The 26102-nt window shown below is 34.2% G+C and carries 27 protein-coding genes; 18 read left to right on the top strand and 9 right to left on the bottom strand.

Annotated features, from left to right (window positions below):
• Positions 1 to 91: 91 nt before the first annotated feature.
• Both F8162_RS25895 and F8162_RS25890 read right to left on the bottom strand, forming a co-directional pair.
• Positions 92 to 712, bottom strand: coding sequence for a hypothetical protein (locus F8162_RS25895; protein WP_151630913.1), 621 nt, complete (start codon positions 710 to 712; stop codon positions 92 to 94).
• A gap of 124 nt (positions 713 to 836) precedes the next feature.
• Positions 837 to 1271, bottom strand: a complete 435-nt coding sequence (locus tag F8162_RS25890) for a PH domain-containing protein (RefSeq protein ID WP_151630912.1) — start codon at positions 1269 to 1271, stop codon at positions 837 to 839.
• 499 nt (positions 1272 to 1770) lie between these two features.
• On the opposite strand from F8162_RS25890, the gene F8162_RS25885 reads away from it, so the two are divergent.
• Positions 1771 to 2535: a DUF2087 domain-containing protein gene (locus tag F8162_RS25885; RefSeq protein WP_151630911.1), complete on the top strand. Its 765-nt coding sequence runs from the start codon at positions 1771 to 1773 to the stop codon at positions 2533 to 2535.
• An 85-nt stretch (positions 2536 to 2620) separates the two neighbouring features.
• Positions 2621 to 4030, top strand: coding sequence for an MATE family efflux transporter (locus F8162_RS25880; protein WP_151630910.1), 1410 nt, complete (start codon positions 2621 to 2623; stop codon positions 4028 to 4030).
• 58 nt (positions 4031 to 4088) lie between these two features.
• Here F8162_RS25880 and F8162_RS25875 read toward each other — a convergent pair whose 3' ends face one another.
• A complete protein-coding gene (locus F8162_RS25875) occupies positions 4089 to 4787 on the bottom strand; it encodes a peptidase E (RefSeq protein ID WP_151630909.1) in 699 nt (232 codons plus the stop codon).
• 376 nt (positions 4788 to 5163) lie between these two features.
• Between F8162_RS25875 and F8162_RS25870 the strand changes: the two genes are divergently transcribed.
• The 6 genes from F8162_RS25870 (at position 5164) to F8162_RS25845 (ending at position 8939) form a co-directional block, all read left to right on the top strand.
• Complete coding sequence (locus F8162_RS25870; protein ID WP_151630908.1) at positions 5164 to 5562, top strand: DUF3942 family protein; 399 nt, start codon at positions 5164 to 5166, stop codon at positions 5560 to 5562.
• A gap of 107 nt (positions 5563 to 5669) precedes the next feature.
• A complete protein-coding gene (locus F8162_RS25865; RefSeq protein WP_151630907.1) occupies positions 5670 to 6086 on the top strand; it encodes a BlaI/MecI/CopY family transcriptional regulator in 417 nt (138 codons plus the stop codon).
• 1 nt (position 6087) lies between these two features.
• Positions 6088 to 6900 carry a M56 family metallopeptidase gene (locus F8162_RS25860; RefSeq protein WP_151630906.1) on the top strand — a complete coding sequence of 271 codons (813 nt, stop codon included), beginning with the start codon at positions 6088 to 6090 and terminating at the stop codon, positions 6898 to 6900.
• A gap of 53 nt (positions 6901 to 6953) precedes the next feature.
• Positions 6954 to 7667 carry a cytochrome c-type biogenesis protein CcdA gene (gene ccdA / locus F8162_RS25855; protein ID WP_151630905.1) on the top strand — a complete coding sequence of 238 codons (714 nt, stop codon included), beginning with the start codon at positions 6954 to 6956 and terminating at the stop codon, positions 7665 to 7667.
• An 18-nt stretch (positions 7668 to 7685) separates the two neighbouring features.
• Positions 7686 to 8240, top strand: coding sequence for a TlpA family protein disulfide reductase (locus F8162_RS25850; RefSeq protein WP_151630904.1), 555 nt, complete (start codon positions 7686 to 7688; stop codon positions 8238 to 8240).
• 18 nt (positions 8241 to 8258) lie between these two features.
• Positions 8259 to 8939 carry a prolipoprotein diacylglyceryl transferase family protein gene (locus F8162_RS25845; protein WP_151630903.1) on the top strand — a complete coding sequence of 227 codons (681 nt, stop codon included), beginning with the start codon at positions 8259 to 8261 and terminating at the stop codon, positions 8937 to 8939.
• Positions 8940 to 8992: 53 nt separating this feature from the next.
• Here F8162_RS25845 and F8162_RS25840 read toward each other — a convergent pair whose 3' ends face one another.
• Positions 8993 to 9538, bottom strand: a complete 546-nt coding sequence (locus tag F8162_RS25840; protein ID WP_151630902.1) for a helix-turn-helix domain-containing protein — start codon at positions 9536 to 9538, stop codon at positions 8993 to 8995.
• A gap of 149 nt (positions 9539 to 9687) precedes the next feature.
• On the opposite strand from F8162_RS25840, the gene dsdA reads away from it, so the two are divergent.
• Both dsdA and F8162_RS25830 read left to right on the top strand, forming a co-directional pair.
• Entirely contained in the window at positions 9688 to 11028 is a 1341-nt protein-coding gene (dsdA, locus tag F8162_RS25835) for a D-serine ammonia-lyase (protein WP_151630901.1), read from the top strand.
• A gap of 158 nt (positions 11029 to 11186) precedes the next feature.
• A complete protein-coding gene (locus tag F8162_RS25830; protein ID WP_151630900.1) occupies positions 11187 to 12434 on the top strand; it encodes a DUF445 domain-containing protein in 1248 nt (415 codons plus the stop codon).
• 30 nt (positions 12435 to 12464) lie between these two features.
• Here the strand turns inward: F8162_RS25830 and exsE are convergent, their stop codons facing one another.
• Genes exsE through F8162_RS25810 form a run of 4 tightly spaced genes read right to left on the bottom strand, consistent with a single transcriptional unit; the run spans position 12465 to position 15403 of the window.
• Complete coding sequence (gene exsE / locus F8162_RS25825; protein WP_151630899.1) at positions 12465 to 13421, bottom strand: exosporium protein ExsE; 957 nt, start codon at positions 13419 to 13421, stop codon at positions 12465 to 12467.
• A complete protein-coding gene (locus F8162_RS25820; RefSeq protein ID WP_151630898.1) occupies positions 13418 to 14488 on the bottom strand; it encodes a hypothetical protein in 1071 nt (356 codons plus the stop codon). The genes exsE and F8162_RS25820 overlap by 4 nt, the downstream gene beginning before the upstream one ends.
• Positions 14481 to 14924, bottom strand: a complete 444-nt coding sequence (locus F8162_RS25815) for a hypothetical protein (RefSeq protein ID WP_151630897.1) — start codon at positions 14922 to 14924, stop codon at positions 14481 to 14483. Before F8162_RS25815 ends, F8162_RS25820 begins: the two co-directional genes overlap by 8 nt.
• Positions 14921 to 15403: an RNA polymerase sigma factor gene (locus F8162_RS25810; protein WP_242673320.1), complete on the bottom strand. Its 483-nt coding sequence runs from the start codon at positions 15401 to 15403 to the stop codon at positions 14921 to 14923. The genes F8162_RS25815 and F8162_RS25810 overlap by 4 nt, the downstream gene beginning before the upstream one ends.
• A gap of 283 nt (positions 15404 to 15686) precedes the next feature.
• Between F8162_RS25810 and F8162_RS25800 the strand changes: the two genes are divergently transcribed.
• The 6 genes from F8162_RS25800 (at position 15687) to cls (ending at position 22121) form a co-directional block, all read left to right on the top strand.
• Positions 15687 to 16325, top strand: a complete 639-nt coding sequence (locus tag F8162_RS25800) for a response regulator transcription factor (protein ID WP_151630896.1) — start codon at positions 15687 to 15689, stop codon at positions 16323 to 16325.
• A gap of 4 nt (positions 16326 to 16329) precedes the next feature.
• Complete coding sequence (locus F8162_RS25795) at positions 16330 to 17430, top strand: sensor histidine kinase (protein ID WP_151630895.1); 1101 nt, start codon at positions 16330 to 16332, stop codon at positions 17428 to 17430.
• A 136-nt stretch (positions 17431 to 17566) separates the two neighbouring features.
• Positions 17567 to 18505, top strand: coding sequence for an ATP-binding cassette domain-containing protein (locus F8162_RS25790; RefSeq protein WP_144610894.1), 939 nt, complete (start codon positions 17567 to 17569; stop codon positions 18503 to 18505).
• A gap of 37 nt (positions 18506 to 18542) precedes the next feature.
• A complete protein-coding gene (locus F8162_RS25785) occupies positions 18543 to 19652 on the top strand; it encodes an ABC transporter permease (protein ID WP_151630894.1) in 1110 nt (369 codons plus the stop codon).
• 1 nt (position 19653) lies between these two features.
• A complete protein-coding gene (locus F8162_RS25780) occupies positions 19654 to 20799 on the top strand; it encodes an ABC transporter permease (RefSeq protein ID WP_151630893.1) in 1146 nt (381 codons plus the stop codon).
• A gap of 110 nt (positions 20800 to 20909) precedes the next feature.
• Positions 20910 to 22121, top strand: coding sequence for a cardiolipin synthase (cls, locus tag F8162_RS25775; RefSeq protein ID WP_151630892.1), 1212 nt, complete (start codon positions 20910 to 20912; stop codon positions 22119 to 22121).
• A gap of 52 nt (positions 22122 to 22173) precedes the next feature.
• On the opposite strand, the gene pyrH is transcribed toward cls, so the two are convergent.
• Positions 22174 to 22917 carry a UMP kinase gene (pyrH, locus tag F8162_RS25770; RefSeq protein ID WP_151630891.1) on the bottom strand — a complete coding sequence of 248 codons (744 nt, stop codon included), beginning with the start codon at positions 22915 to 22917 and terminating at the stop codon, positions 22174 to 22176.
• A 380-nt stretch (positions 22918 to 23297) separates the two neighbouring features.
• Between pyrH and F8162_RS25765 the strand changes: the two genes are divergently transcribed.
• Together F8162_RS25765 and aspA are read left to right on the top strand one after the other, a co-directional pair.
• Entirely contained in the window at positions 23298 to 24569 is a 1272-nt protein-coding gene (locus F8162_RS25765; RefSeq protein ID WP_000713281.1) for a cation:dicarboxylate symporter family transporter, read from the top strand.
• Between the two features lie 24 nt (positions 24570 to 24593).
• Entirely contained in the window at positions 24594 to 26033 is a 1440-nt protein-coding gene (aspA, locus tag F8162_RS25760; protein WP_151630890.1) for an aspartate ammonia-lyase, read from the top strand.
• Positions 26034 to 26102: the final 69 nt, after the last annotated feature.

The following is a 26102-nucleotide window of genomic DNA, read 5'->3' as shown; positions in this document are numbered from 1 at the left end:
GGATAGCAATCCACTTTTTAGAAATAGTGTATGTTCGTATCGTTTGAATAAAAATAGCCTAAATTAGAAATAAGTTAGCTAAAGTAAGCGATTAATATTTAAACGCGGGTTCTGTTTGTAGATAGTATCCATTTCTCACATGAGCAGTCCAATTCGCAAAAAATTGTCTCCAAGAAACACTACTAAAAAATGAATCGATAGATTGTGTGTCGGAATTCCAGTCTAAAATTAAGAATGGTGCATTTCCTATTTGCCAAATCCCTCTATTTATATCTGTTCCCGTTTCACGAATTAGTAAGAGGGGAAGTCCATATTGATACCCCATAGCTGGTTCGATTTGAGAAAAAGGAGTTCCTTCCCAAAATGGTGTGTCCGGTGAAAATGGACCTACATTTGTTTTCATGCCTTGTACGAAAAAACGCTGGAAATTTATAGCTACGAGTCCATAACTAGATAAAATCATTCTTCTAATGCTTGTTAAAGGTGATTCAGGATATTGATCGCTTCGTGGAATTGTACGAGGAAAAAGAAGAGCTTGCTCAAGTTCGAAAATGAGTCTGTCTAAAAATTGCTGTTGTAGTTGATTCAGTGTATTTACAGTGCTTAAAAATATAGGAACTCGAAAAGCTTGGTCCATAGCCACTTGAAGTTTTTGAGAGGTAAATACGCCTTCCTCAATGTTTACAAACGGTTTGCTATTTGTATTTTCCATTGCGGTTCCTCCTTTCATTATTATTAACAATGTATGTGATAGAAAGGTAGGGGTATGGACATTATGATAAAAATTAGTAAATGTATTGACGAGCCTTAATTATAACGTTACCCGGCTATGAATATTAGTGGGGTGTTCGATTCATTACTTTCATATGTGGACAGTTTTCTTTTAAGAGTGAAATGAACTTTTCTTCTTCTTGAGGTACGAAAGTTGTCATAGAATCAAATAAATTGTAATGGATTTCTAATTGCTGTCTAGTCCACTTTTCAGAGCGAAGTGTTTTACCAGAGTATTTAACGTGACGAATATCTTCAAATGGAATTTCAGTATGAAATACAAAACCATGTTTTACAACAAGAGAGGATTCCCTTACGTAGTAGTGAGAAAAATAGAATGAAGAAAGGTTCACGATATTTAACAGCATCATGAGAGTGAAAAAAATAGAATTTTCATTTTGGGAGAATAGCGAAACGAAAAAAATAATGATAAATAATGTAATAAAAATGACGTGAAATGGATTCTTTTTCGGTTTATTATTCCTGTAAAATTTCTTGATGGGATAAATTTAAATGGAATTTTGTAATAGTGGAGAGGTAAGAAGTGACTTACAAGAATAGAAAGTTAGCGCTAGTCATAATTAGTTGTATGATGATTATGGGTAGTTGTACTAGTAAATTTGTTGAGGGTGGAAACCGAAAGCATATATTCGTACAGGTAAGTAAGGCTTTAGTCGAGTTTATAAATAGAATATATAATGGGTAAAAGGTGTTTCCATATACGGAAATACCTTTTTGTAGTTAAAATTGAATAAGAATCTTGCAGAATCATCATGTTTTGTTTCACATCCTATCTTCATTCATGTATTAAATACATTCGTTTTTCTTTGCCTTAAATCCTTTTATAAGATTTTTTAATAGACGTTTTTATAAAAGTTTGTAAAATGGGTAAACGAAACGTTGAAATGTTTATTTGTGTTGTGTTAAGATGATGGAGTGATAGCAAACGTTATTGTAATTTGTCTATTTTTAAGTAAACATTTTGAAGGAGTGTTTGGTATGAATGATATTTCAGAGAAGTTTTGGGATGCTTCGGTTGAGGAATTGAAGAAGGGGTATGTATTTGAAGCGGAAACAGAGGAATATATTTGTTTAGCTTGTGGAGAAGCGTTTATTAAGGGTGTTATTTATCAAGATAATCAAGTTTTATATGAAGCAGAGAAGTTTGTACAATTGCATGTGCAAAATGAACATATGTCTATGTTTGATTATTTATTAAATCTTGATAAAAAGTACACTGGTTTAACGGATTTGCAAAAAAAAATGGTGCAGTTTTTCCATATGGGGCTGAATGATAAAGAAATTGTAAAAGAGTTGGATGGCGGAAGTACTTCAACCATCCGTAATCATCGATTTACACTTCGAGAGAAAATGAAACAAGCGAAAGTGTTTTTAGCATTAATGGAACTGTCAGAAGAAAAATCAAAAATACAAACGAAATTTGTACCCATTCATAGAACCGCAACGATGGTAGATGATCGCTACAATATTACGGAAGAAGAAAATGAGGAAGTATTAAAAACACATTTTACAGAAGGATTAGATGGACCGCTTTCTAAATTTCCGAAAAAACAAAAGCGTAAATTAATTATATTACGCCATTTAGTGACGAAGTTTGATAGTAATAAAAAGTACACTGAAAAAGAAGTAAATACTGTCATAGGAAGCGTATACCCGGATTTTGTAACTTTAAGAAGATATTTAATTGAATATGGTTTTTTAGATAGAACAGCTGATGGAAGCCAATATTGGGTGAAGTTATAATAATACGGAAAAGAAAATGAATAGAAGCACATCATTATAACAACTATACAAAGAGATAGAAGTTTAATAAAAGGAGAAATGAAATTTGAAACCACCTACAGATAACAATAAAGAAGGTGCGGAGTCACATAAGCTAGAGAATGAGAGTAAACCAATTTGGAAATCGATGTCCATGTTTTTAATACCGTTACTATTAAGTAATGTCTTACAATCAATTGGACAATTATTCGGTATGGTAGTAGTAGGAAGATGGCTTGGAGTGAATGATTTAGCGGCTATATCAGCATTCTTCCCGCTATTTTTCTTACTCGTTTCATTTGTAATTGGTATTGGTTCAGGTAGTTCGATTTTAATTGGTCAGGCGTTTGGTGCTAAAAACGAAGATCGGTTAAAAGCTATCGTTGGTACGACGCTGACATTTACTTTTATTATTGGAGTGGTGTTAGCTATAGTAGGTAGTATTTTTGCGATGGATATTATGCGCCTTATGGGAACGCCAGAAAATATTATTGAAATAAGTGTACATTATGCACGTATTTTATTTATATCAATGCCAGTCTTATTTTTATATTTTGCATACACAACGTTTATGAGAGGTACAGGAGATTCTAAAACGCCATTTTACTTTTTAATTGTAAGTACAACGCTAAATATGATCTTATTACCGATTCTTATTTTTGGCTGGTTAGGAGCTCCGAAATTAAATGTATATGGAGCAGCCTATGCTTCTGTTATATCTACAGTTATTACGTTTATTGTTATGTTAGTGTATTTAAAGAAGAAAAATCACCCGCTACAATTAGATAGTACGGTAAGGAAATATCTTCGCATGGATGGGGAGTTATTAAAGCTATTGCTACGACTCGGAATTCCAGCGAGTATTAATATGATATTAGTTTCATTATCTGAAATTGCGGTAATCGCGTTTGTAAATCGTTACGGTTCGGATGCAACAGCGGCATATGGCGTTGTGAACCAAGTTGCAAGTTATGTACAAATGCCAGCCGTTAGCCTTGGTATTACAGTTTCTATTTTTGCAGCACAATCAATTGGTGCAAATCAATTCGATCGACTGCAGAAAGTTGTGAAGGCCGGAATTATAATGAACTATGTCATCGGTGGTGTGCTAATATCTCTTATTTACTTGTTCTCAAGAGACATTCTATCACTATTTTTAACGAGTCAAACAACAATTGAAATTGCTCATAGCCTCGTTATGATTACGTTATGGAGTTATTTAATTTTCGGTCATGCACAAATTATTAGTGCGACAATGCGAGCAAGCGGTACAGTATTATGGCCAACTGTTATTGGCGTCGTATCAATTTGGCTAGTTGAAGTACCTGTAGCGTATTACCTTTCTTACCATACAAGTCTTGGCATAGAAGGGATATGGATTGGATACCCAGCAGCATTTATTGTCAGCTTAATCTTACAGTATGCATATTATAAGCTTTCATGGCAGAAGAAACGAATTACACGATTAGTGAGCTAAATCGTGTAAATGTCCCTAAGTTTGTTATACTTAGGGACATTTTTTTGTAAGTGGATGTTTATAAATAGCTTTTTAAAGTAATATCAAAATGTTGTCTAATGAGTTTATTATCACTCATATAAAACTCCCACGCTTTTTCAGGTTCACCGATAATTTCAAAAGATTCTTCTGTAATATATAGAGCGCAATTATCCTCTAGTGCAATTCCTTCTATATTACCTTGATGGTTTTGTAAAAAGGAATGGAAGGCGTTCATTCTATTTAATTGATTATAATGTGGACAAAATCTTTTGTTCACAATCCCCCATCCGTTGCTCTCTATATAATCAGAGCCTTCATAATCTGATCGGATACTAGATGTGAACCAGCACATAGCACCAGCGCTATAGCCTGCAATGAGCGTTCCTTGTTGCAAAGCAAATAATAATTTTTCATCTAGTTTATGTTCTTTCCATTGTGTAAGCATATGAATATAGTTCCCGCCACCGAGGTAAATCAAATCAGCTGATTGAATCACTTCGTCTATTTCATATTTAGAAGGTGTATCGGCTATAGTACGTAAAATTTGTACTTCACAGTGTAATTGTTTTTCGAACGTGTCTAAAAATAATTTTATATAGCTTTCATCATCATGACTAGCTGTAGGAATGAATAATACTTTTGGATATAGTTTATTTGTTAATTCTATAAGTCGCTCATTAATAGGCGAGTGATTTGAATCTTGTAAATCACCGCCACCAATGACAGCTAATTTCATAGTAAAGCACCACCTAATCATTTTCGTTATATAAAAATTCGATAGAAGAGAGTTACATTCCTTCTCGCATGTAATGAATAAGTAGAAAATGTAGTTTCAATATATCGGAATAGTAAAGGTGATGATAGCTAAATAGAAAAAAGAATTAGAAACAGCTTATTGATATATAATATTTCATACTATTGTTTCAAAATATGGGAAAAATATGTTTAAATTAATATAACGACGCAGTAATTAATATTGAGTTAAAAAAGAATTAGAAAGAAGAGTGATTTGAAAAGTACTTTTTACTTTTAATAGGAACTTGTATCGCAATATGGTAAAATTATTTCAATATATTTATTTCGTATAGAATGAATAGAGGGAGCGTGAAAGAGTGGATTTTCGATTTGAGTTTGCAGCGAAAGTGAAAGAATACTTAGATGATGAGAAGGATGAAAAAATAATAAAAGATGGACATAGAGATATAATTTTTCACTATTTATATGCGTTAGAGGCTGAAATTGGCGTTGTTAAAAATCCTAACTTTACTTTTTTCACATCAGGAAGACGTTCACATATCGTATTAGAAAATATTGAATTTAAAACAGAGGTAAATGTCAAAAGTAACATCATTGAAATTACAAAAATAGTGGATAATGTCATTATTCCGTTAGATACTATCGTAGCGAAAGATCGGGAATTATTTGCACTTGGGCGTAATGAAACGTTTAGTGTACAAATATTAGAGCAGTATCTCTTTGAGACATTTGGAGAGAAGTTAGGTTTACAATGAATGGAATGACCTATTGATTTATAAGTATTGAATTTTAGTGTATATCATTCGCGTTTGACCTTTCATTTAATTTATACTACAATTCGTAGTGTGAAAGGAGCCATACTATGTTTACTCAAAACTATAAGTTAAATGAGCAAGGGTTAAATCATTTCTTTGGGCCACTTGAAGCGAAAATTATGGAGATTGTTTGGTCCACCGATGGTATTACGATTAAAGAAGTGCAGCAGAAATTAAGTGAAGAATCACCTGTGAATTTTAATACTGTAATGACAGTTATGAACAGGTTAGTAGAGAAATTGCACTTAGAAAAACAGACTGTGAAAAGAAGTGGCATATATCGTACTATACAAACAAAAGAAGAATTCTTATCCAATCAAACGAAGAAAATGACACAGGAATTGATGGGGGAGTTTGGAGATTTAGTTGTAAATCATATGCTAGATGAGTTAGAGCAGGCTGATTCGACTTTAATAAAAAAATTAGAAGACAAATTGAGTCAGTTAAAAAAAGAGGATCAATAAAATGAAGTGGCAAATGCGTAAAATCGTATTGTTAGCAGTGATTGTTAGTATCCTCTTTTTTAGTATGTCAGTGTATTACGTTACATATCCATTTCTGTTTCAAAATAAGGCGTTCTTTCTTTCGAATTTTTGCTTGTTCCAATTAGAACAACATATGAAGGAATTATCACTCATTCGTATTATAATTACTGGATTACTACTACTTACTGTGTTCATCGTGTGCAAAAGAATTTGGCGACAATTTTTCTATAGTAAAAAGTTACAAAAAGTACTTATTCCTTTCATTCGAAAAGGAAAACAAATATATATATTGCCGACCGAGGAAGTTGCGGCATTTACAATTGGATTATTTCGTCCGAAAGTCGTCATGTCAGAAGGGATGCTTCAAACATTTTCAGATGAAGAAATGGATGCGATTATTTTCCATGAAGAATATCATCAAACGAATCGAGATCCATTAAAATTATTTTGTTTTACGTTATTAGCAGAAGGAATGGTGTACATCCCGATATTAAAAGGGTTATTGCAGCGTTATCATGTGTATCAGGAGTTAGCTGCAGATAAGTATGCAATGCGAAAAATGAAATCTAAATTCGAATTAGGCAGTGCATTATTAAAATTAATTAAAATAAAGACGATGGAAAATCGATGTGTGACAGCTTCATTTGCAAAAACAGCAATAAATTTACGAATCGAGCAAGTGTTAAATGAAAAAGTTGTTAAGCTTACTATTCCGTTACATACAAATTCGGTATATATAACATTAGGCCTATTCTGTATGTCGGTTGTACTTATTGTCGGAGAGTGCATATAGCCTCTTTTTTTAAGAATTAACACTACTAATTGTAGTGTGTTAGGGGGAGTTAAATGAATGCGGCAGATTTAACAATTTGGCTTGTAGCTGGAGCAGGGGTATTGTCATTTATATCACCATGTTCTTTACCGTTATATCCATCTTATTTATCATATATTACAGGTGTATCTATTCAAGATTTAAAAGATAATCGTGGAATGATGCAAAAATCAGCGATTATGCATACTGTATTTTTTATGATCGGATTTTCGGTTATTTTTTACGCGTTAGGTTTATCGGTAAGCTGGATTGGAATAACATTTTCATCTAACCAAAAATTGATTCAACAAATTGGTGGGATTTTTATTGTTTTGATGGGACTGTTTATGACAGGCTTGTTTCAACCTAAGTGGCTTATGGCAGAGAAAAAAGTGCAGTATAGAAGTAAATCGACTGGATATATTCGTTCGATTTTAGTCGGTATGACATATGCAGCGGGTTGGACGCCATGTGTGGGGCCGATATTTTCAGCTGTACTCATGCTTGGTGCGACGAATCCTGAAGGAGCACTTCTTTATATTACCGCATATACTCTTGGGTTTGCGGTTCCGTTTTTCGTAATGGCATTCTTTATTGGGAAGGTAAAATGGATCGTTACATATGCCAATGTCATGATGAAAATTGGCGGCGGAATGATGATTATAACAGGTGTTTTATTGTACACAAATCAAATGACGAAAATTACGGCATTTTTTATTCGTCTATTCGGTGGATTTACAGGTTTTTAATAATGGGGAGGAAGAAAAGTGAAGAAACTAATTGCGATTATATTGGCCGGGGCACTAATTTGGGCCGGAGTTAACTTTTATAATACAAAAAAAGAAGAAAAAGAAAGAAAAGCAAAACAAGCGGAGTTACAAGAAAAAGAAGTATTACCACAAGTAGGATTTAAAGCGCCAAACATAACGTTAAAAGGATTAGACGGTAAGCTATATTCGTTAAATGATGCAAAAGGAAAACCATATCTGATTAATTTTTGGGCATCATGGTGTGGTCCATGTGAAATGGAGGCACCTGACTTAGTTCGTATGTATGATAAATATAAAAAGGAAGTTGAAATTTTTGCAGTGAATGCAACTGTAAGTGACCCAGTGCAAGAAGCAAGTGCATTTGCGGATCGCTATGGATTTGAGTTTCCGGTTCTACTAGATATGGATGGAGTAGCTGGGTTAGATTATAAAGTATTCTCGTTACCGACGACATTTTTTGTTAATAAAGATGGAATGATTGTAGAGCAAGTACGAGGCGTATTACCTCCAGATCAATTAGAAGAGAAATTTAAGAAATTAATTGAGGGTTAAAGAGGGGATTTTATATTAATGGAGTGGATCGTGAGGTTACAACCCGTATCTCTTATTATTGGAAGTCTATTTGGATTTATGTTGATGAAACGAAAGATGAAGAGCCAAAGCGTACCATATGAAAAAATGATGGATGCAGTAACGAATGCTTTTCTAATCATCGTATTTGTGTGGAAATTTGCACCGGCATTTTTAAATCCAGTATGGGCTTTTAAGTCGCCAGTGCAAGCATTATTAGCTATAGGAAGTATGAAGCATATTATAGCAGGATGCATAATTGCGAGTGTATACATTGTTTGGAAAAGTAAAAAGGAGCCATTTTCAATTCGTATTTTACTTGATACATTGCCTATTGGATTATGTATGAGTATTGTTTTTTATTTTCTATTCCACCAAAAAGTAGGTGTACAAACGACATTGCCTTGGGGTGTGAAAATATACGAATCTAAATTTTTATATCACCCCATTTTTGTATACGAGATCATCCTTGCCCTTTGCATAATAGGCTTGTTATGGATGAAAAATGAAAGACTCGGAAATGGAAAGAACATAAGTGTTTTTCTAATAGTTGAGGGTGTTGCTCATATTATTATTTCGCTTATTAGCGAACAACACTCGGTTCTATTTGGTTTATCAATACAGCAAATGATGAGCTTCTTTGTTATTAGTTTAGGGATTTTGTTGATGCCGAAAAAATAAAAAGATAGCCACGTATGGAGTGTGTCCGTACGTGGCTATCTTTTTAATGTGTATTAAAAAATCGGCGGAGTAACAGAAAATAAAACAATCGCATTTTTCTCGAATTGATTTACCCATTTATGTTTTAAATAAGCGGGTATTTTTACGCTATCACCTGTTTCTAAAGTGTACTCTTCTTCGTTTAAATACAATGTAATTGTTCCGTCTAACACAAATGCCAATTCTTCACCTTTATGTTCTAATACATTTTCTGATGAAGCTGTATTCGGCGGAACAGTCATAATTGCTGTTGCTAAATTTCCTGTGAAATCAGGTGATAACAATTCATATGATAAATTATCGATAATCATTTTTTTTCGTTTATGAGAACGTACAATTAAATCGTCTGTATTTGTATCTTCAAGTAAAAAGCTAAATGTTGGAACTTCTAACGCTTTAGCGAGTACTTTTAATGTTTGTATAGAAGGGTTAGCAGACCCGCGCTCAATTTGACTTAACATAGATGGTGTAATCTCGGCCATCTTTGCTAAGTCTTTACTCGTTAGCCCTTTTTCTTTTCTTTGTTTTTCAATCTTTTTACCGATATCTATATTTTCCATAATGAAAGCTCCTTAATGATTATTAAATTATATTTAAATAAATTAAATTAAAGTTAACTAAAGTAAATGATTTATGTTAAACTATATTAAAATTAATTTAATTATAATTTATTGAATCGTAAGCTACAAGGTTATGAGGAGGAAGAGAAATGAAGGGAATAGAGAATTTAAAAGAGGAATATCCACTAATAAATAAATTAATCGCAACAGAAGAAGTATTTTGGGTGAATCCGAACATGGAAAAGTATAAAACGGCAATAAAAGATTCGCCACTTAATGAAGAGAATGTAAAAGATGCGGAAGAAAGATTAAAACGTTTTGCACCTTACATTGTGAAAGTTTTTCCTGAAACGAAAGAAACAGGCGGTATTATTGAATCTCCCTTAGTAAAGATATGTACTATGAAACAGTCTCTAGAGAAAAATTACGGGCAACCTATATTAGGAGAATTACTATTAAAATGTGATAGTCATCTTCCAATATCAGGATCAATTAAAGCTAGAGGCGGCATTTATGAAGTGCTGAAATATGCTGAACAATTAGCTTTGCAGCATGGAATGTTAACAGAAGAAGATGATTATTCCATTTTAGATAGTGATACATGTAGAGAGTTTTTTGCGAAATACTCAATTGCGGTAGGTTCTACAGGAAACTTAGGGCTAAGCATTGGGATTATGAGTGCGAAACTAGGTTTTAATGTAACTGTTCATATGTCAGCAGACGCAAAAGAATGGAAAAAAGATTTATTAAGAGGTAAAGGTGTAAACGTTATTGAATATGAAGCGGATTATAGTAAAGCAGTAGAAGAGGGGCGTCAGCAAGCTGATGCAGATCCTAGCTGTTATTTTGTAGATGACGAAAACTCTCATGATTTATTTTTAGGATACGCAGTAGCAGCATCGCGTTTACAAAAGCAATTAGAAGAGTTAGAGATTGTAGTAGATGAAGAGCATCCTTTATTCGTTTATCTTCCGTGCGGAGTAGGAGGCGGACCTGGCGGCGTCGCATTTGGTTTAAAGTTGCTGTATAAAAACAACGTTCACTGTTTCTTTGCGGAACCTACGCACTCTCCGTGTATGTTACTCGGTTTAATGACAGGGCTTCATGATAAAATTGCAGTTCAAGATATCGGGATTGATAATGTGACAGACGCGGACGGATTAGCGGTAGGAAGACCGTCTGGATTCGTCGGTAAAACGATGGAACCATTTTTGAGTGGAAATTACACAGTAAGTGATGAAGAGTTATATAGATTATTAAAAGAACTAGCAGATACAGAAAATATTTATTTAGAACCTTCTGCGTTAGCAGGCATGATAGGGCCAGTGAAAGTATGTAAAGAAGATGAATATTTACAAAAGAAACAATTAATGGAGAAGATGAAGAAAGGTACTCATATTGTGTGGGGAACTGGCGGTAGTATGGTTCCGGAAGATGTGATGAATGGGTATTATAAAACAGGTGAGTCATTAACAATATTAGAAAAATGAGGCTAATTGTGGCCTCATTTTTTATTTATATGACATATGTATTATTATAAATTCTTTGTTATTTTCGCATTAGTTCATTATAGTATAGATATAAAGAACGAATATCAAATAAACATAACAAAAAGCTTTATTTTACATAATAAGAGGATGTGTATACGATGTCATTACAGACTAAATATATAGCGGGTATTTCGCTTGGGGTTATGGGAGTAGGTTTTGCGGCTTCTATCCCTTTTCAAGGAACGGTAGCAGGTGAGATTATACAAGGGGGATTTGAAGCTGGGTTAGTTGGCGGACTTGCGGATTGGTTCGCAGTTACAGCATTATTCCGTCATCCGATGGGAATTCCAATTCCACATACAGCGTTATTACCTAAAAATCGTAAACGAGTAACGAAAGGGCTCATTAACACGTTAGAAAATGAGTGGCTGACGAAAGAAAGTATTACGAATAAAGTAAAAGAAATGCAGCTAGCGCAAATGGTACTGCAAATTGCTGAGAGAGAAATGCAGTCTGACGCTGTAAAAAAAGGAATCGTAACAATTGCTGAGAAGGCGATTGTTACAATAGATACGGAAAAATTAGCGGTTATTATTGAAAAAGAAATAAAAACGTATTTGCATACAATTAATACAAGTAACATACTACAAGTGCTTGTTGATCAATTAGTTGTGCAAGAATATGATGAAAAGACACTTGATTACATATTAGTAAAAGTGAAAGATTGGACAGCGCAAGATGAAGCGAGATACCAGCTTGGAAGCTTAGGTATGAAGGCGATGGAAAACATAAAAGTAGATGGATTTTTACAGTTTACTTTGAAATCGTTTATGAATATTGTAGATGAAGATAAAATTGGCGGCATTTTGCAGAAGTTTATTATTAGCAATATTAACAGCTTACAAGATGCAGATAATAGCACAAGACAACTTATATTAGCGAAAATTCGTCAAGAAATTATAAATGTAAAAGAGAATGAAGCGTTACTACAAGAATTAGAAAATTGGAAAGAAAAATGGATTGTAAATTGGAATGCTACTGACAAAATTAAAGATATGCTGGAACAAGTACAACAAAGGGCAATTACTTTTGTGAAAAATGAAGAATTTACGGATAAATATGTTATTCCATTTTTACAAACACAAATGAATAAAATAAAAGAAGATGAACAAACTGTTCAAAAAATAGAAGAGTGGTTACAAAAACAAGTTGTCACACTTGTGGAAAAGAATCATTCAAAAATCGGAAAGCTTGTACAAGAAAACCTTGATAAGTTAGATGATAAAACATTAATTGAAATGATTGAAAATAACGTCGGTAAAGATTTACAATGGATCCGAGTAAACGGGGCTGTTTGCGGATTTATGATTGGATTAGTGCTAGAAGGAATTAAAGCAATTATATGAGAAAAACCTTCCACAATTGTGGAAGGTTTTTTATTTTTCAATAATACTCATATTTATATTATAAGCTTTTTCAATATTTAACTTGTACGTCCCATTTCCAGTTTTAATCGAATTTTTATACCAATGTTCTTGGTCGTTGAATTCTTTATTTTCTTCTGAAGTATTTTCTTCTTTTTTCGTTAAATCTTCAACTAGTTCCCAAGGTGTGTTTCCGTGTGCTTCTTTTTTGTTTGTTACGGCGATTAAAGATATATCGCTTTCTTTCGTTAAATGGACAGATACATTTGAACTTTCTTGTACAAACCAATTATTTTGTAATTGACCTGGATAAAGGGATAGGTCGTTATTTGAAGCACGAACTTCTACATTTTTATTTTGCGGAAGAACGAGTGTCGGTTTGACCTGTGGTGCTGAATTCCATAACGTATGTTGAACTGGTAATGATTTTAAAGTGATATACATCGTTTCCCCAGCTGTTTGAACGGAAAGGAAATCTTCTTGTTTTAAATTGAGTTTTTCATTAGCTTTCGTCGTTATTTCATATGTTCCAAGAAGGTGAATTTGATTTGTATGATTTCCCTCTATTGTTAGAGGGTGCTGCCCTGCATCCACTACAATTTTTTTGATAGACTCAGGTATATCAAGTTGTTCACTTGGAATATTACTCGTTTGGCGAGTGGTATGAATAGAATGACGAACTTCATCTAGTAATCCAGTTGATAATAAACAGTAAAAAGCAATTCCGACGCTTCCTAAAACGCCGATAAAGAAAATACTAAAAATATCATATTTAATAAAGGATTGTTCCTTCTTAGAAAATAGAAGGTATAGTAAAATTTCCATGCCAAGTATAATAAGTAAAACAGGCCACCATGCTGTTAAGGAATCTAATACTTGCGTACCTTTTATAACTGAAAATAGTAAGAAGCAACCTAATGAAATAATAGAAAGCCCCATTGAAAATGTTCCAACGCGCCATGTTCTCATTCTTTTGTACCACCTTTGTTTTCTTTATTTCCAACTAATAATTTAAAGCCGCCACCAATTAAGAGGAGTGCAACGATAGATGTTTGGAAATAGCGATAATAGAGCTCGCTAAGATGAATGTTAAATATAGTTGCAAAGTAATCATTCAAAATAGGAAGAACTGTTTGATCTAATAAATAATAACCACCAAGTGTAATTAACCCAATACCGATCCATCTTTGATGATTGATAAAATAATCAATGATAGGTTCGTCATTTACACGTTCTTTTCCATACTTTGCAGTTTGCTGTAAAGCGTCAAAGAAGCTATAGAACCAAATGATTGGTACTAAAAATAAAAACGCCGAAAGTCTTAATAAGTCGAGTAAATATATTGAAAGTAAAAAGGCTGCCATAAGCTGAAGGCCACGGCGTTGTAAGCCTAAATACATATGTCCTGCTCCGGGGAACATCGCTAAAATAGAAGCGAATGTTTTATTTTTCTTTCCTTGTTCACGGTGCTCTTCAAACTCTTCGAAAATAGTACGATCATCTAGTTGCTCGCCACGTTCTTTTTTCTGGAGTTGCTGAACAACATCGAAGAAATTGTAAATCCATAAAACAGGTAATGTAATAAGGAAGATAAGGAAACTTTCTTGCGATGTTAAAAGTGCAACGAAAATAATCATACTTCCGATTCCTGTGCAAGCTACTAAAAATGTAAGTCCACGTTGCATAAGTCCTAATTGAAAATGACCAAGTCCAGGGATGATGGATAGGAGAATGATATAAAATCGTTCGCTCTCTTTAGAGGACTCTGTAAATTCACCGGCTGCTTGTTTTTTCGATTGATTAATAATAGTGATAACTAAATCTAATAAATTGATCGCCCATACCACGACTAGTAAAAATAGAGAAAGAAAAGCAATATCACGCGCTCCTAATGCTATTGTACAAAATGCTGCAAAGATAAATAGAAATACAGCCCCTCCGCTATATAAAATAAACCGTCCTATCTTTTTTAAATATAAATGTCCAAGCCCAGGAATTAGCCCTAATACAAGTGCTAAAAAGGGATTTTTATTCATGCTTTGAACCTCCGTCCTTTTTTGATGTGTCTACCGATTTGTTTACAATTTGTTGTGAGATAGAAGACTCGTTATGTTTTGAAGATTTCTCGAAATTTGATGTCGCTGTGAAAATATATTGGAATAAACCACTTACCATAAAAATAATTGTAGCCGCAGTCGCAATTATGTAGTGAATAATGGTGCGCTTTAGTGAGTTTGTTTTTATATTTTCATTAGGTTGTAGCGTTTCAAAATTAATTTGCATCATAACTTCGTTCGTAAATGAATCATCATTTATCATTGGAAGGTTTTCATGTTGTTCATCGATACTTTCCATATAAAGTGCTAAACAATGATCACATTCATAAAGGTGTTCTTCCATAGATTCACGTCCATTGCTTTCTATAAAATCTAAAGTATAATTGCGCCAATCCTCTTTTGAATAATGCGTCATAGAAACTCTTCCTCCTTCCAATGTTTTTTAATCCATTTTCTTGCCCGGTACAGTTTCATTTCGACTGTTTTCACTTCGATGTTTTCCTGTAAAGAAATTTCTTGATAACTTTTTTCTTCTAAGTAATGTGCGAGAACGACGTCACGGTAATTTTCGGGAAGTTCTCTCAGTTTTTGAGCAATGAGTAATTTTTGCTCTTTCGTCAATAATAAAGCCTCAATATTATGAGAGGATTTTATATTTTCCTCAGTTTCTTTACATAAGGAGAGTTCTTCGTTTTCTCTAGCTTTCTTCCTTTTATAATCAATAGCGTGATTGGTGGCAATACGTGCCATCCACGTTTTTAATCCGCGAAATTGATAATTTGGGAGAGCGGCGTGAATTTTTAAGAATACTTCTTGTGTAACATCTTTCGCATCTTCTTCATGTCTTAAAATAGAAAAGATAACTTGAAAAATATAATGACGATATGTTTGCACAAGGATACGAAAAGCATGTTCGCTTCCTTGCTGTGCTTTTTCAATTAATTGTTTTTCCTCAATGGGTCTCTCCCTCCTTTTTGACGCATTCTATTATATAGACGTAAGAAACGGCTGGTCACCCTACACATGTTGTAAAAAAAGAATAATATATTTTTAGGAAGGAAGCTATATGAAAAAAGGTGTGAAAAAATGGTAAAAAGAAGTATATAATGAGCAAGTGGGAAATGTTACGTGAAGAAAGGATGTGAATGTTAGTAGGGGAAGGTCCATACTAACAAACATGAAAATTAAAATATTAATAGCGGATGATAATTCTTTTATTAGAGAAGGCATGAAAATTATTTTAAATACATATGAAGAGTTCGAAGTAGTAGATACTGTGAATGATGGGAAGGAAGCGGTGGAATATTGCAAAAAGAACGACGTTGATATCGCTCTTTTAGATGTCCGTATGCCAAATATGAACGGGGTAGAGGCAACGAAATTTATTTGTGAAGAAACGGAAACGAAACCACTAATTTTAACGACGTTCGATGATGATGAATATATTTTGGACGCAGTGAAGAACGGGGCGAAAGGTTATTTATTAAAAAATAATGATCCAGAGCGTATTCGTGATGCAATAAAAGGAGTATATAACGGTCAAACTGTTATGCAAGATGTAGTGCTTGATAAAATTAAGAGCAATTTAATGGAGAGCAAAGAGGACGAATGTAAAATAGATAAGAATCTTTTTACAGAAAGAGAACTTAGCATTATCGCATTAATTGCGAAAGGTTTCTCGAATAAAGAAATTTCAAAGCAACTTTTCATATCAGAAGGAACGATTGCTAATTATATTACATCAGTTTTAGGGAAAACTGGACTGGAACATCGCACACAAATTGCGATTTATTATTTAACAGGGAAAGTAGATTAAAGATATGGAATTTTGGTTAATTGTAAGTAAATTAATTGTATTTACATATATTGTGTTTAGTTACATTTATTTAAATGTCGCGAACTTACCATGGATTATACTTGCTTTGCTTTTATATCTTTCTGTAAACGTGCTAATCTCTATATTTAAAAAAGGTACGCACAAAAACATATTAACTTCTCTGTCAATTGGAATAGTTATGTTATTTACATGGAAGATTCATCCGCTTTTTATTTTGTTTTTACCATTGAATTTATTTGAACTTATATTTCAATATATAAAGAAGAAATGGCAGCTCTTTATTATGATGATGATCCCTATTATTTTTACAGATGAAAGTATTCGAATGACATATGGATTAATTGTTGCATTTTCTTACATTGTATTAACTATGGCAGAGCGGTATATATCGCGTGTATTAAAGCTTGAATCACAAAATGATAAGATGCGAAAAGATATGCAGCGGCTGACGAAAAGCTTACATGAAAATAAAGAGTACATAAAGCAATCAGAGTACACATTTAAGTTAGAAGAAAGAAACCGGCTCTCTCAAGAAATTCATGATAAAATTGGCCACTCGATGACAGGAGCGCTAATTCAAATGGAGGCAGCAAAGAGATTAATGGGGATAGATAAAGAAAAGTCTGCCGAGTTATTACAAAATGCAATTCATATTTCGAAAGATGGGATTGAAAGTATTCGGGTTACATTAAAAAATATGAAGCCACCAACTGAGCAAATTGGCATTCATCGTATGAAATTATTCATAGAGGAATTTGCCGGTAAGCATGATGTAAATATTCCTTTCGTATATAAAGGGAATTTAGATATGATTTCGCCGATTCAGTGGAAGATTATTGGTGAAAATGTTACGGAGGCATTAACTAATGCGATGAAATATGCTGATGTGACAGTCATTTCGATCGATATTCATGTACTTAACAAGATGGTGAAAGTGCAAGTGAAGGATAACGGAAAAGGTGCAGCTCTCGTTAAGAAAGGTCTCGGGATTATGGGGATGGAGGAGAGAACAGCGTCAGTAAACGGGAAAATTATTGTAGACGGAACAAGTGGTTTTTCAGTAACAATGTTGTTGCCGATATAAGAGAATCGGACGAAGATGAATCATCTCATATGAAAAAAGTGAATAATCTCATGTGAAAAGAATGAACTTCTGCACTGAGCAGGTTCATTCTTTTTGTTTATACTAAAAGCAGAGAAATTGAAATAGGGGTGAAATGATGAATACATTAGAAATCAAAAATTTAACGAAAAAATTTGGTGATTTCATCGCGGTAGATAATATGTCGTTATCTATTAAAGAAGGAGAAATATTTGGCTTTTTAGGATCAAATGGTGCTGGTAAGAGTACAACGATAAATATGATCGCTGGGTTGTTAAGAAGTAATGAAGGTGAAATTAGCATATTAGGAAAAAATATAAAGAAACATAATCGATTTGCGAAGATGAATATCGGTATTGTTCCTCAAGATATTGCGATTTATGAAGAGTTAACGGCCTATGAAAATGTGAAATTCTTTGCTGGATTGTACGGGTTAAGAGGAGCTGAGCTAAAAGCGAGAGTAGAGGAAGCACTTCAGTTTGTAGGGCTTAGCGATAAACATAAAAGTTACCCGAAAAACTTTTCAGGCGGGATGAAACGAAGACTGAATATCGCTTGTGCAATCGCTCATAGACCGAAGTTAATTATTATGGATGAGCCGACAGTTGGAATTGATCCGCAGTCAAGAAACTATATTCTCCAATCTGTTCGAAAATTAAATGAAATGGGAAGTACCATTATTTACACGAGCCACTACATGGAAGAAGTAGAAGAGATTTGTACGAAAATAGCAATTGTAGATCACGGTAAAGTAATTGCAGAAGGTACGAAAGAGCAGTTGAAAGCGATTATTACTGATACGAAAGACGTTTGGGTTGAAGTGAAGTCAGTAGAAAATTTAGATGTAGAACAGTTAAAAGAGATAAACGGTGTGAAAGCTGTTCAAATTGAAGAGAACGTAATTAAAGTAAACTCGGATGCAGGAGTAAACAATTTAAATAAAATTATTCAGCACTTCATTAATCATGACATTGAAATCCGCTCGTTAGAGGAGCAGGCACCAAACTTAGAAACAGTATTCCTTACGTTGACTGGAAGAAACTTACGAGATAAATAAAAGGTAAATGAAGAAAAGGTAAAGGGAGGTTCATCAATTGAACATCTTCAATATTGCAGTTATGCATATTAAAAGAGATTTCAGGGACGTAAGAACTTTAGTTTTTATGTTAGCATTTCCGGTCGTACTTATGCTTGTGTTAGGAACGGCGTTAACGAATGCATTTAATAGTGATAGTCAATCGATTAAGGATATACAAGTGCTGTATAAAGATGAAGCGAGTAGCATATTTTCTCAATCGTTTGAAGCATTTACGAAAGAAGTCGATAAATCGGGTATTCATTTTAAAAAAGCTTCCGATAGTACAGATGGGAAAGAAGAAGTGAAGCAAAATAAATATGCTGCTTATGTAGAGTTAAATAAAGATGGTGCAAAATTATACGGAAGTGACAAAAGTAGTATTGAGGGAAGTATTGTGGAAGGTATGCTTACAACATTTGTTGATAAGTACAATGTAGCGACCGAGGTTGCAAAAGTAGATCCTAGTAAGGTGAGCGCAGTTATTTCAAACGGAAATCATAATGATTATATAAAAGAAACATCTTTACAAGCTGCGAAAAAACCAGGTTCTATGGATTACTATGCGGTTGTAATGACAACGATGATTGCACTATATGCTGGGATGGGAGCGAGTTCTTTAATTCGAGGAGAACGAATACGTAAAACAGGAGATCGTCTCATTGCTGCGCCTATAAGTAAGGCGGAAATATTCATTGGAAAAGTACTTGGTAGCTTAGTAGCAAATGCCCTTTGCGTATTACTCGTCATGTTATTTAGTAAATTTGTTTTTCAAGCGAATTGGGGCGACCATCTTGGAATCATATTTATTATTTTGTTAACACAAGTCTTTCTAGCGATTAGCTTCGGTTTAGGGATTGGATACATTACGAAAACAGCTGAATCATCGAGAGCGATTATTCTTGTAGTTATACAGTTAGCTTCTATTTTTGGTGGGGCATATGTCGTAGTAGAAGAAAATTTCATTACGAACTTATCACCATTAATGTGGGCAAACACGGCTGTCATGAAAATTATTTATGCAAACGATGTAGGAGCGGCACTGCCGGTAATATGTTTAAATCTCGGGATTTCAACACTCTTTTTATTAATTGCAATTATTGCATTACGTAGACGGGAGGGGCTATAGTATGAAAGATATTTTATGGCTCATACAAAAAACGCTATCTGTACTTTTGAAAAATAAAAAAGGGTTATTCATTATTATTAGTTTGCCGATAATAGGAACGCTCATCTCTTTTTCGATATACGGAAATGCGGGGCAAGGAACGTTAAATATCGGGATTGTAAATAAAGAAAATGAGCCGATAGCAAATGATACGATAAAGTTTTTAGAAGGATTAAATCACGTGAAAGTGAGTAAGGTTAAGGAGTCGGAAGTAGAAGATAAACTCACTTCCAAAAAACTTGATGGAGTTATTACATTAGCTTCTGGTTTTTCAAAAAGTGTTCGAGAAGGGAAGCCAGATCATATAGAAGTTGCATCGATTAAAGGTGATCAAGTAACAGCATTTATAAAATCATATTTATATAACTATATTGATAATGTAGCAGCTATTAGTAAAGTAGCAGGGACAGACCAAAGTGCATTTGATAGTATGTACGCAGGATATCAAAAAGGTTCATTTAAAATGAAAACTGAGACGTTAGAAGATACTTCGAAAAATAAAGATATGACAAACCAAACGATGGGTTACCTTATTATGTTTATGCTATTTTCAGCAGCGAACTTATCAGGTTATATTTTAAAAGAAAAAGAAAATAGAACGTATTTCAGACTCTTATCAACGCCGATAGATGGGAAGAAGTTCATATTATCTAATGTCGGGGTAAATTTGATGATATTAACAGTACAAATTCTGATTACAACCCTATTCCTAACGAATGTTTTTCATATAAATATCAATATGCCTTTCATAGTGATGATTGGTGTACTCATGCTATTTGCTTTAATAGCGATTGGAATATCGTTAGTTCTTGTTGCTTTTTCGAAAAACTCAGCATCAGCAAATGCAATGCAAAATATGGTTATTGTACCGACATGTTTACTTGCTGGATGTTATTTTCCGTATGACATTATGCCAAAAGCAGTGCAAAAAGTAGCTGATTTTCTTCCGCAGAGATGGCTATTAGACACAGTATCAAAACTACAACAAGGAATTCCAATTTCAGATTTGTATTTAAATATTTTAATCTTAATTGCCTTTGCGGTAGCATTCTTCTTAATTGCTATTTATAAGTTTGGAAGAAATAATGATGCGAGGAACTTTGTTTAATATGAAAAGGGTGTGACGTAAAGTCGCATCCTTTTTTGTATGAAGCATGAAATCTAAATATGAATGACAAAATAGAAAGGTGGAAAGAAAAGGAGCGGAAGGAAATCAAAATGATTAAAAAAATATTGCGAGTTACTTCTATTATTATTGCCATTGTTGTTTTTATTGTAATTTGGATGCATATCGATGTTACTTTAGGTAGGAAAATGGAAGCCGGGAAAAACATGCCGACAGAGTATGCACCTCATTATAGCGATTTTCAATTATATGTTGAAGGGAAGTCATTTTATAAACAGTTATTTACTGATATAAGAGAAGCGAAGCAATCTATTTATACGTATTTTTTTATTTTGTCGGATGATAAAAGTAGCCATACTTTTTTAAACTTATTAAAAGAGAAGGCAAAAGAAGGAGTAAACGTCTATTTATCCGTTGATCGCATTAATGATTTATCATTTGAAAGAAAGATGATAAATGAATTGCGGGAAAGTGGTGTGCATTTTACATATAGTAGAAAACCTGAATTGCCATTCGGATTTTATTCACTTCACCATCGTAATCATCGCCGAATTACGACGATTGATGGGGAGATTGGCTATACAGGTGGTTTTAATATAGGAGATGAGTATTTAGGGAAAGATAAGCGATTTGGATATTGGCGTGACTATCATGTGCGGCTTAGAGGAGAAGGAGCGAAAGATTTAGAAGAACAATTCGTTTTAGATTGGAAACGAGATACGAAAGAACATATAAAAAGAAGTACGAATAAAGCGAGTAAAGGGAATACGTTACATACGATGGCTAGCTACAATGGACATCACGTTGCTGAAACATATATCGAATTAATAAAACAAGCGAAGCATTCAATCGTAATTACAACACCTTATTTTATAGCGAAAAATAAAGAATTTATGAATGCATTAATGGAAGCGCAAAAACGTGGTGTTACAGTGAAAATACTTTGGTCATATAAACCAGATATTCCTCTTATTAAAGAGGCGGCGTACCCGTATATTCGTCAAGCTGTTAATAACGGAATTAAAGTATATGGTTATAAAAAAGGAATGTTTCATGGGAAGTTAATGCTGATTGATAATGAACTAACTGTTATCGGTACAACGAACATAACAGCACGTAGTTTTTATATTAATGATGAGATGAATTTGTATATTCATGGTGGAACTATCGTATCAGACGTGAATGAGGCATTAACAAAAGATTTTCGTGATTCAAAGGAAATGACGAAAGAGTTTTTTGAAAAGTTATCGTTTTGGGAGCGTTGTAAGGAAAAGTTAGCGGGATTGGTTGATTTTTATTTATAAAGTTTAAAGAAAAGGGAGTCTTTTATAGACACCCCTTTTTTATGAGAAATAATTATTTCTCATGCACAAGCAATGAAGCATCATCATTAATCAAAGTCCCCACATGCTCACCTAAACAAATTCTTTTCATAACCCCCGGCTCATCGAAGTTAAAGACGTGTGCTGGCAAATTATAATCACGGGCAAGTAGTAAAGCGGCTTGATCCATTACTTGTATGTTTTGCCTAACAATATCGTTATAGTTTAGTTTTTTGTACATTTTTGCTGCTTTATTATACTTTGGATCGCTAGTAAAGACGCCATCTACTCCTTGTTTTGCGACTAATATTGCGTCACTATTCATTTCAATGGCTCTTTGAACACTTGGATAATCTGTCGTAACGAACGGTTGCCCGTTTCCGCCTCCAAAAATAACGATATAACCGCTATCTAAATGGTGTACTGCACGTAGGCGAATGTACGGTTCAGCTACAGCATTAAACGGGATGGAAGTCATAACGCGCACTTCTTTATTTGTTTTACTCGTTAAAACACCGCGTAGCATTAAGCTATTAATAATTGTACCTAGTGTCCCGATATTATCAGCTTCTACACGATCAATGCCCCATTCTTCAGCTAAATGACCTCTGAAAATGTTCCCACCTCCGATGACGATAGATACTTCAATACCTAAATCAACGATGGATAAAATCTCATTTGCGATATGTTCTAATCGTTTGGAGTTAAAGCTATTTCCTGTTTGATCGGCAAGTGCACCGCCGCTTAATTTAATTAAGACACGTTTATATGGCCTCATAACAATTCCCCCTATATAATAGATCGCAATAAAAAAGGAACAAAGGCAAATGCCTTTGTTCCTTTTTAAGAAAATGAAAAAGAAAAGAAATAGATATGATGAACTTCTTTGTGTGATTTTTCATAACACCCACTCCTTTTCATTTCAATTTGTTGTAAGTATATATCTTTTTGATTATACGAAACAATCTGATTACTTATCAAGTATATTTTATTTCTTTTTAACGAAAAGGTGTCAATGAAAAAGGAAAGAAAAATTTTCGAATTTTTTGTGACGAACTTGTAGGTTTTTGTATGATTTTGTAGGTTCACCTATATGATGTGTGAGTAAGCTTTTATAAATACGAAATGAAAGCGTTCGCATAAAGGGGATGAACATAAATGAAAAAATTCGGATTGGCAACACAAATTTTTGTTGCACTTGTTTTAGGGATTGTAGTAGGGGCAATCTTCTATGGTAATAAAACGGCTATTTCTTATATCACACCAGTTGGGGATATATTTATTCACTTAATTAAAATGATTGTAGTACCGATTGTTATTTCAGCATTAATTGTTGCGGTAGCTGGTGTAGGAGATATGAAGAAGCTTGGAAAACTGGGCGGTAAGACAATTCTTTATTTCGAAATCATTACGACAATCGCTATTTTAATGGGATTACTTGCGGCTAATATATTCCAGCCAGGTACTGGCGTTGATATGAACAACTTACAGCAAAGTGATATTTCTTCTTATAAACAAACAGCAGATGCTACAGAGAAGCAAGGATTCGCTGAGACGATTGTTCATATCGTACCGAAAAACGTATTTGAATCAATTGCACAAGGTGACTTATTACCGATTATTTTCTTCTCAGTATTATTCGGTTTAGGAGTTGCAGCAATTGGAGAAAAAGGGAAACCAGTTTTCCACTTCTTTGAAGGTGTACTCGAAGCGATGTTTTGGGTTACAAATCAAGTTATGAAATTTGCGCCATTTGGTGTATTCGCATTAATTGCGGTTACGGTTGCAAAATTTGGTGTAGCAACACTACTTCCTTTAGGAAAACTAGTGCTAGCTGTATACGTAACTGTTATACTATTCGTTGTGATTGTATTAGGTATTAATGCACGAATGGTTGGCGTAAACATTTTTACATTAATGAAAATTTTAAAAGAAGAACTTATTCTTTCATTTACGACAGCAAGTTCAGAAGCTGTTTTACCTAATATAATGAGAAAAATGGAAGAGTTCGGTTGTCCAAAGGCAGTTGCCTCTTTCGTTATTCCGACAGGTTATACATTTAACTTGACTGGATCGGCTATTTATCAAGCGTTAGCGGCATTATTTGTTGCACAAATGTACGGTGTGCACATGTCACTGACAGAGCAAATAACGTTATTATTCGTTCTCATGTTAACATCCAAGGGTATGGCGGGAGTTCCAGGTGCATCGTTCGTTGTTGTATTAGCAACGTTAGGTTCAATGGGGTTACCACTAGAAGGTATCGCATTAATTGCGGGAATTGACCGCATTTTAGATATGATTCGCTCATCTGTCAATGTATTAGGAAATGCATTAGCGGCCATTGTTATGTCGAAGTGGGAAGGCGAATTCGATAATGAGAAAGCAAAACAATATGTAGAAACAGTCAAAGAAACAAAAGCAGCATAAGAAATCGTTAAGGAGTGAATAATCATGGCAACATTAACTGAAGTTAAAAATGGTGTTCGAATTGAAAAAGATTTTTTAGGTGAAAAAGAAGTACCAAACTATGCATACTACGGCGTACAAACAATGCGTGCAGTTGAAAACTTCCCAATTACAGGATATAAAATCCATGAAGGCTTAATTAAAGCGTTCGCAATTGTAAAGAAAGCTGCAGCGCTTGCTAATGCAGATGTAGGAAGATTGGAATTGAACAAGGGCGGCGCGATCGCAGAAGCTGCTCAAGAAATTCTTGATGGAAAATGGCATGATCATTTCATCGTAGATCCAATCCAAGGCGGAGCAGGTACTTCAATGAACATGAATGCAAATGAAGTCATTGCCAACCGTGCTCTTGAATTATTAGGAATGGAAAAGGGAGACTATCATTATATTAGTCCAAATAGTCATGTAAACATGGCGCAATCCACAAACGATGCATTCCCAACGGCGATTCATATCGCGACATTAAACGCATTAGAAGGTTTATTACAAACGATGGGTTATATGCATGATGTATTTGAATTAAAAGCAGAGCAGTTTGACCATGTTATTAAAATGGGTCGTACACATTTACAAGACGCTGTGCCAATTCGTCTTGGACAAGAATTTAAAGCGTACTCTCGCGTACTTGAACGTGATATGAAACGAATTCAGCAATCACGTCAACACTTATATGAAGTGAACATGGGGGCAACTGCAGTTGGTACAGGCTTAAATGCAGCTCCAGAATATATTGAAGCAGTTGTAAAACATTTAGCTACAATTAGTGAACTACCACTTGTTGGTGCAGAAGATTTAGTAGATGCAACGCAAAATACGGATGCGTATACTGAAGTATCTGCAGCACTTAAAGTATGTATGATGAACATGTCTAAAATTGCGAACGACCTTCGTCTAATGGCATCAGGTCCACGCGTTGGCTTAGCGGAAATTATGCTACCTGCTCGTCAACCAGGTTCATCTATTATGCCAGGGAAAGTAAATCCTGTTATGCCAGAAGTAATTAATCAAATTGCGTTCCAAGTAATTGGTAACGACCATACAATTTGCCTTGCTTCAGAAGCAGGACAATTAGAACTAAACGTTATGGAGCCAGTACTTGTTTTCAACTTACTTCAATCTATTAGCATTATGAATAACGGTTTCCGTGCCTTTACAGATAATTGCTTAAAAGGAATTGAAGCGAATGAAGATCGCTTAAAAGAGTATGTTGAGAAGAGTGTAGGAATTATTACAGCCGTGAACCCTCATATCGGTTATGAAGCAGCAGCTCGCGTTGCGAAAGAAGCAATTGCGACAGGGCAATCCGTTCGAGAACTTTGTGTGAAAAATGGTGTATTGTCACAAGAAGACTTAGAGTTAATTCTAGATCCATTTGAAATGACACACCCAGGGATTGCAGGAGCGACTCTTTTAAAGAAAAATTAAAAGAAGAGGGGGACAAGCCCCTCTTTTTTGTTTACAATATAGAAATGCTATATATGAATAGAGGTAGGG

This window comes from Bacillus sp. CH140a_4T (assembly GCF_008923725.1).
In the GTDB taxonomy this organism is placed as follows: Bacteria; Bacillota; Bacilli; order Bacillales; family Bacillaceae_G; genus Bacillus_A.
This window is presented reverse-complemented; position numbering and strand designations above follow the sequence as displayed.

Bases quoted from the DNA above. Each gene is read 5' to 3' on its own strand.
- F8162_RS25895 (WP_151630913.1), bottom strand. From the start codon at position 712: ATGGAAAATACAAATAGCAAACCGTTTGTAAACATTGAGGAAGGCGTA.
- F8162_RS25885 (WP_151630911.1), top strand. From the start codon at position 1,771: ATGAATGATATTTCAGAGAAGTTTTGGGATGCTTCGGTTGAGGAATTG.
- F8162_RS25875 (WP_151630909.1), bottom strand. From the start codon at position 4,787: ATGAAATTAGCTGTCATTGGTGGCGGTGATTTACAAGATTCAAATCAC.
- F8162_RS25865 (WP_151630907.1), top strand. From the start codon at position 5,670: ATGTTTACTCAAAACTATAAGTTAAATGAGCAAGGGTTAAATCATTTC.
- F8162_RS25860 (WP_151630906.1), top strand. From the start codon at position 6,088: ATGAAGTGGCAAATGCGTAAAATCGTATTGTTAGCAGTGATTGTTAGT.
- ccdA (WP_151630905.1), top strand. From the start codon at position 6,954: ATGAATGCGGCAGATTTAACAATTTGGCTTGTAGCTGGAGCAGGGGTA.
- F8162_RS25845 (WP_151630903.1), top strand. From the start codon at position 8,259: ATGGAGTGGATCGTGAGGTTACAACCCGTATCTCTTATTATTGGAAGT.
- F8162_RS25840 (WP_151630902.1), bottom strand. From the start codon at position 9,538: ATGGAAAATATAGATATCGGTAAAAAGATTGAAAAACAAAGAAAAGAA.
- dsdA (WP_151630901.1), top strand. From the start codon at position 9,688: ATGAAGGGAATAGAGAATTTAAAAGAGGAATATCCACTAATAAATAAA.
- F8162_RS25830 (WP_151630900.1), top strand. From the start codon at position 11,187: ATGTCATTACAGACTAAATATATAGCGGGTATTTCGCTTGGGGTTATG.
- exsE (WP_151630899.1), bottom strand. From the start codon at position 13,421: ATGAGAACATGGCGCGTTGGAACATTTTCAATGGGGCTTTCTATTATT.
- F8162_RS25820 (WP_151630898.1), bottom strand. From the start codon at position 14,488: ATGAATAAAAATCCCTTTTTAGCACTTGTATTAGGGCTAATTCCTGGG.
- F8162_RS25815 (WP_151630897.1), bottom strand. From the start codon at position 14,924: ATGACGCATTATTCAAAAGAGGATTGGCGCAATTATACTTTAGATTTT.
- F8162_RS25800 (WP_151630896.1), top strand. From the start codon at position 15,687: ATGAAAATTAAAATATTAATAGCGGATGATAATTCTTTTATTAGAGAA.
- F8162_RS25795 (WP_151630895.1), top strand. From the start codon at position 16,330: ATGGAATTTTGGTTAATTGTAAGTAAATTAATTGTATTTACATATATT.
- F8162_RS25790 (WP_144610894.1), top strand. From the start codon at position 17,567: ATGAATACATTAGAAATCAAAAATTTAACGAAAAAATTTGGTGATTTC.
- F8162_RS25780 (WP_151630893.1), top strand. From the start codon at position 19,654: ATGAAAGATATTTTATGGCTCATACAAAAAACGCTATCTGTACTTTTG.
- cls (WP_151630892.1), top strand. From the start codon at position 20,910: ATGATTAAAAAAATATTGCGAGTTACTTCTATTATTATTGCCATTGTT.
- pyrH (WP_151630891.1), bottom strand. From the start codon at position 22,917: ATGAGGCCATATAAACGTGTCTTAATTAAATTAAGCGGCGGTGCACTT.
- F8162_RS25765 (WP_000713281.1), top strand. From the start codon at position 23,298: ATGAAAAAATTCGGATTGGCAACACAAATTTTTGTTGCACTTGTTTTA.
- aspA (WP_151630890.1), top strand. From the start codon at position 24,594: ATGGCAACATTAACTGAAGTTAAAAATGGTGTTCGAATTGAAAAAGAT.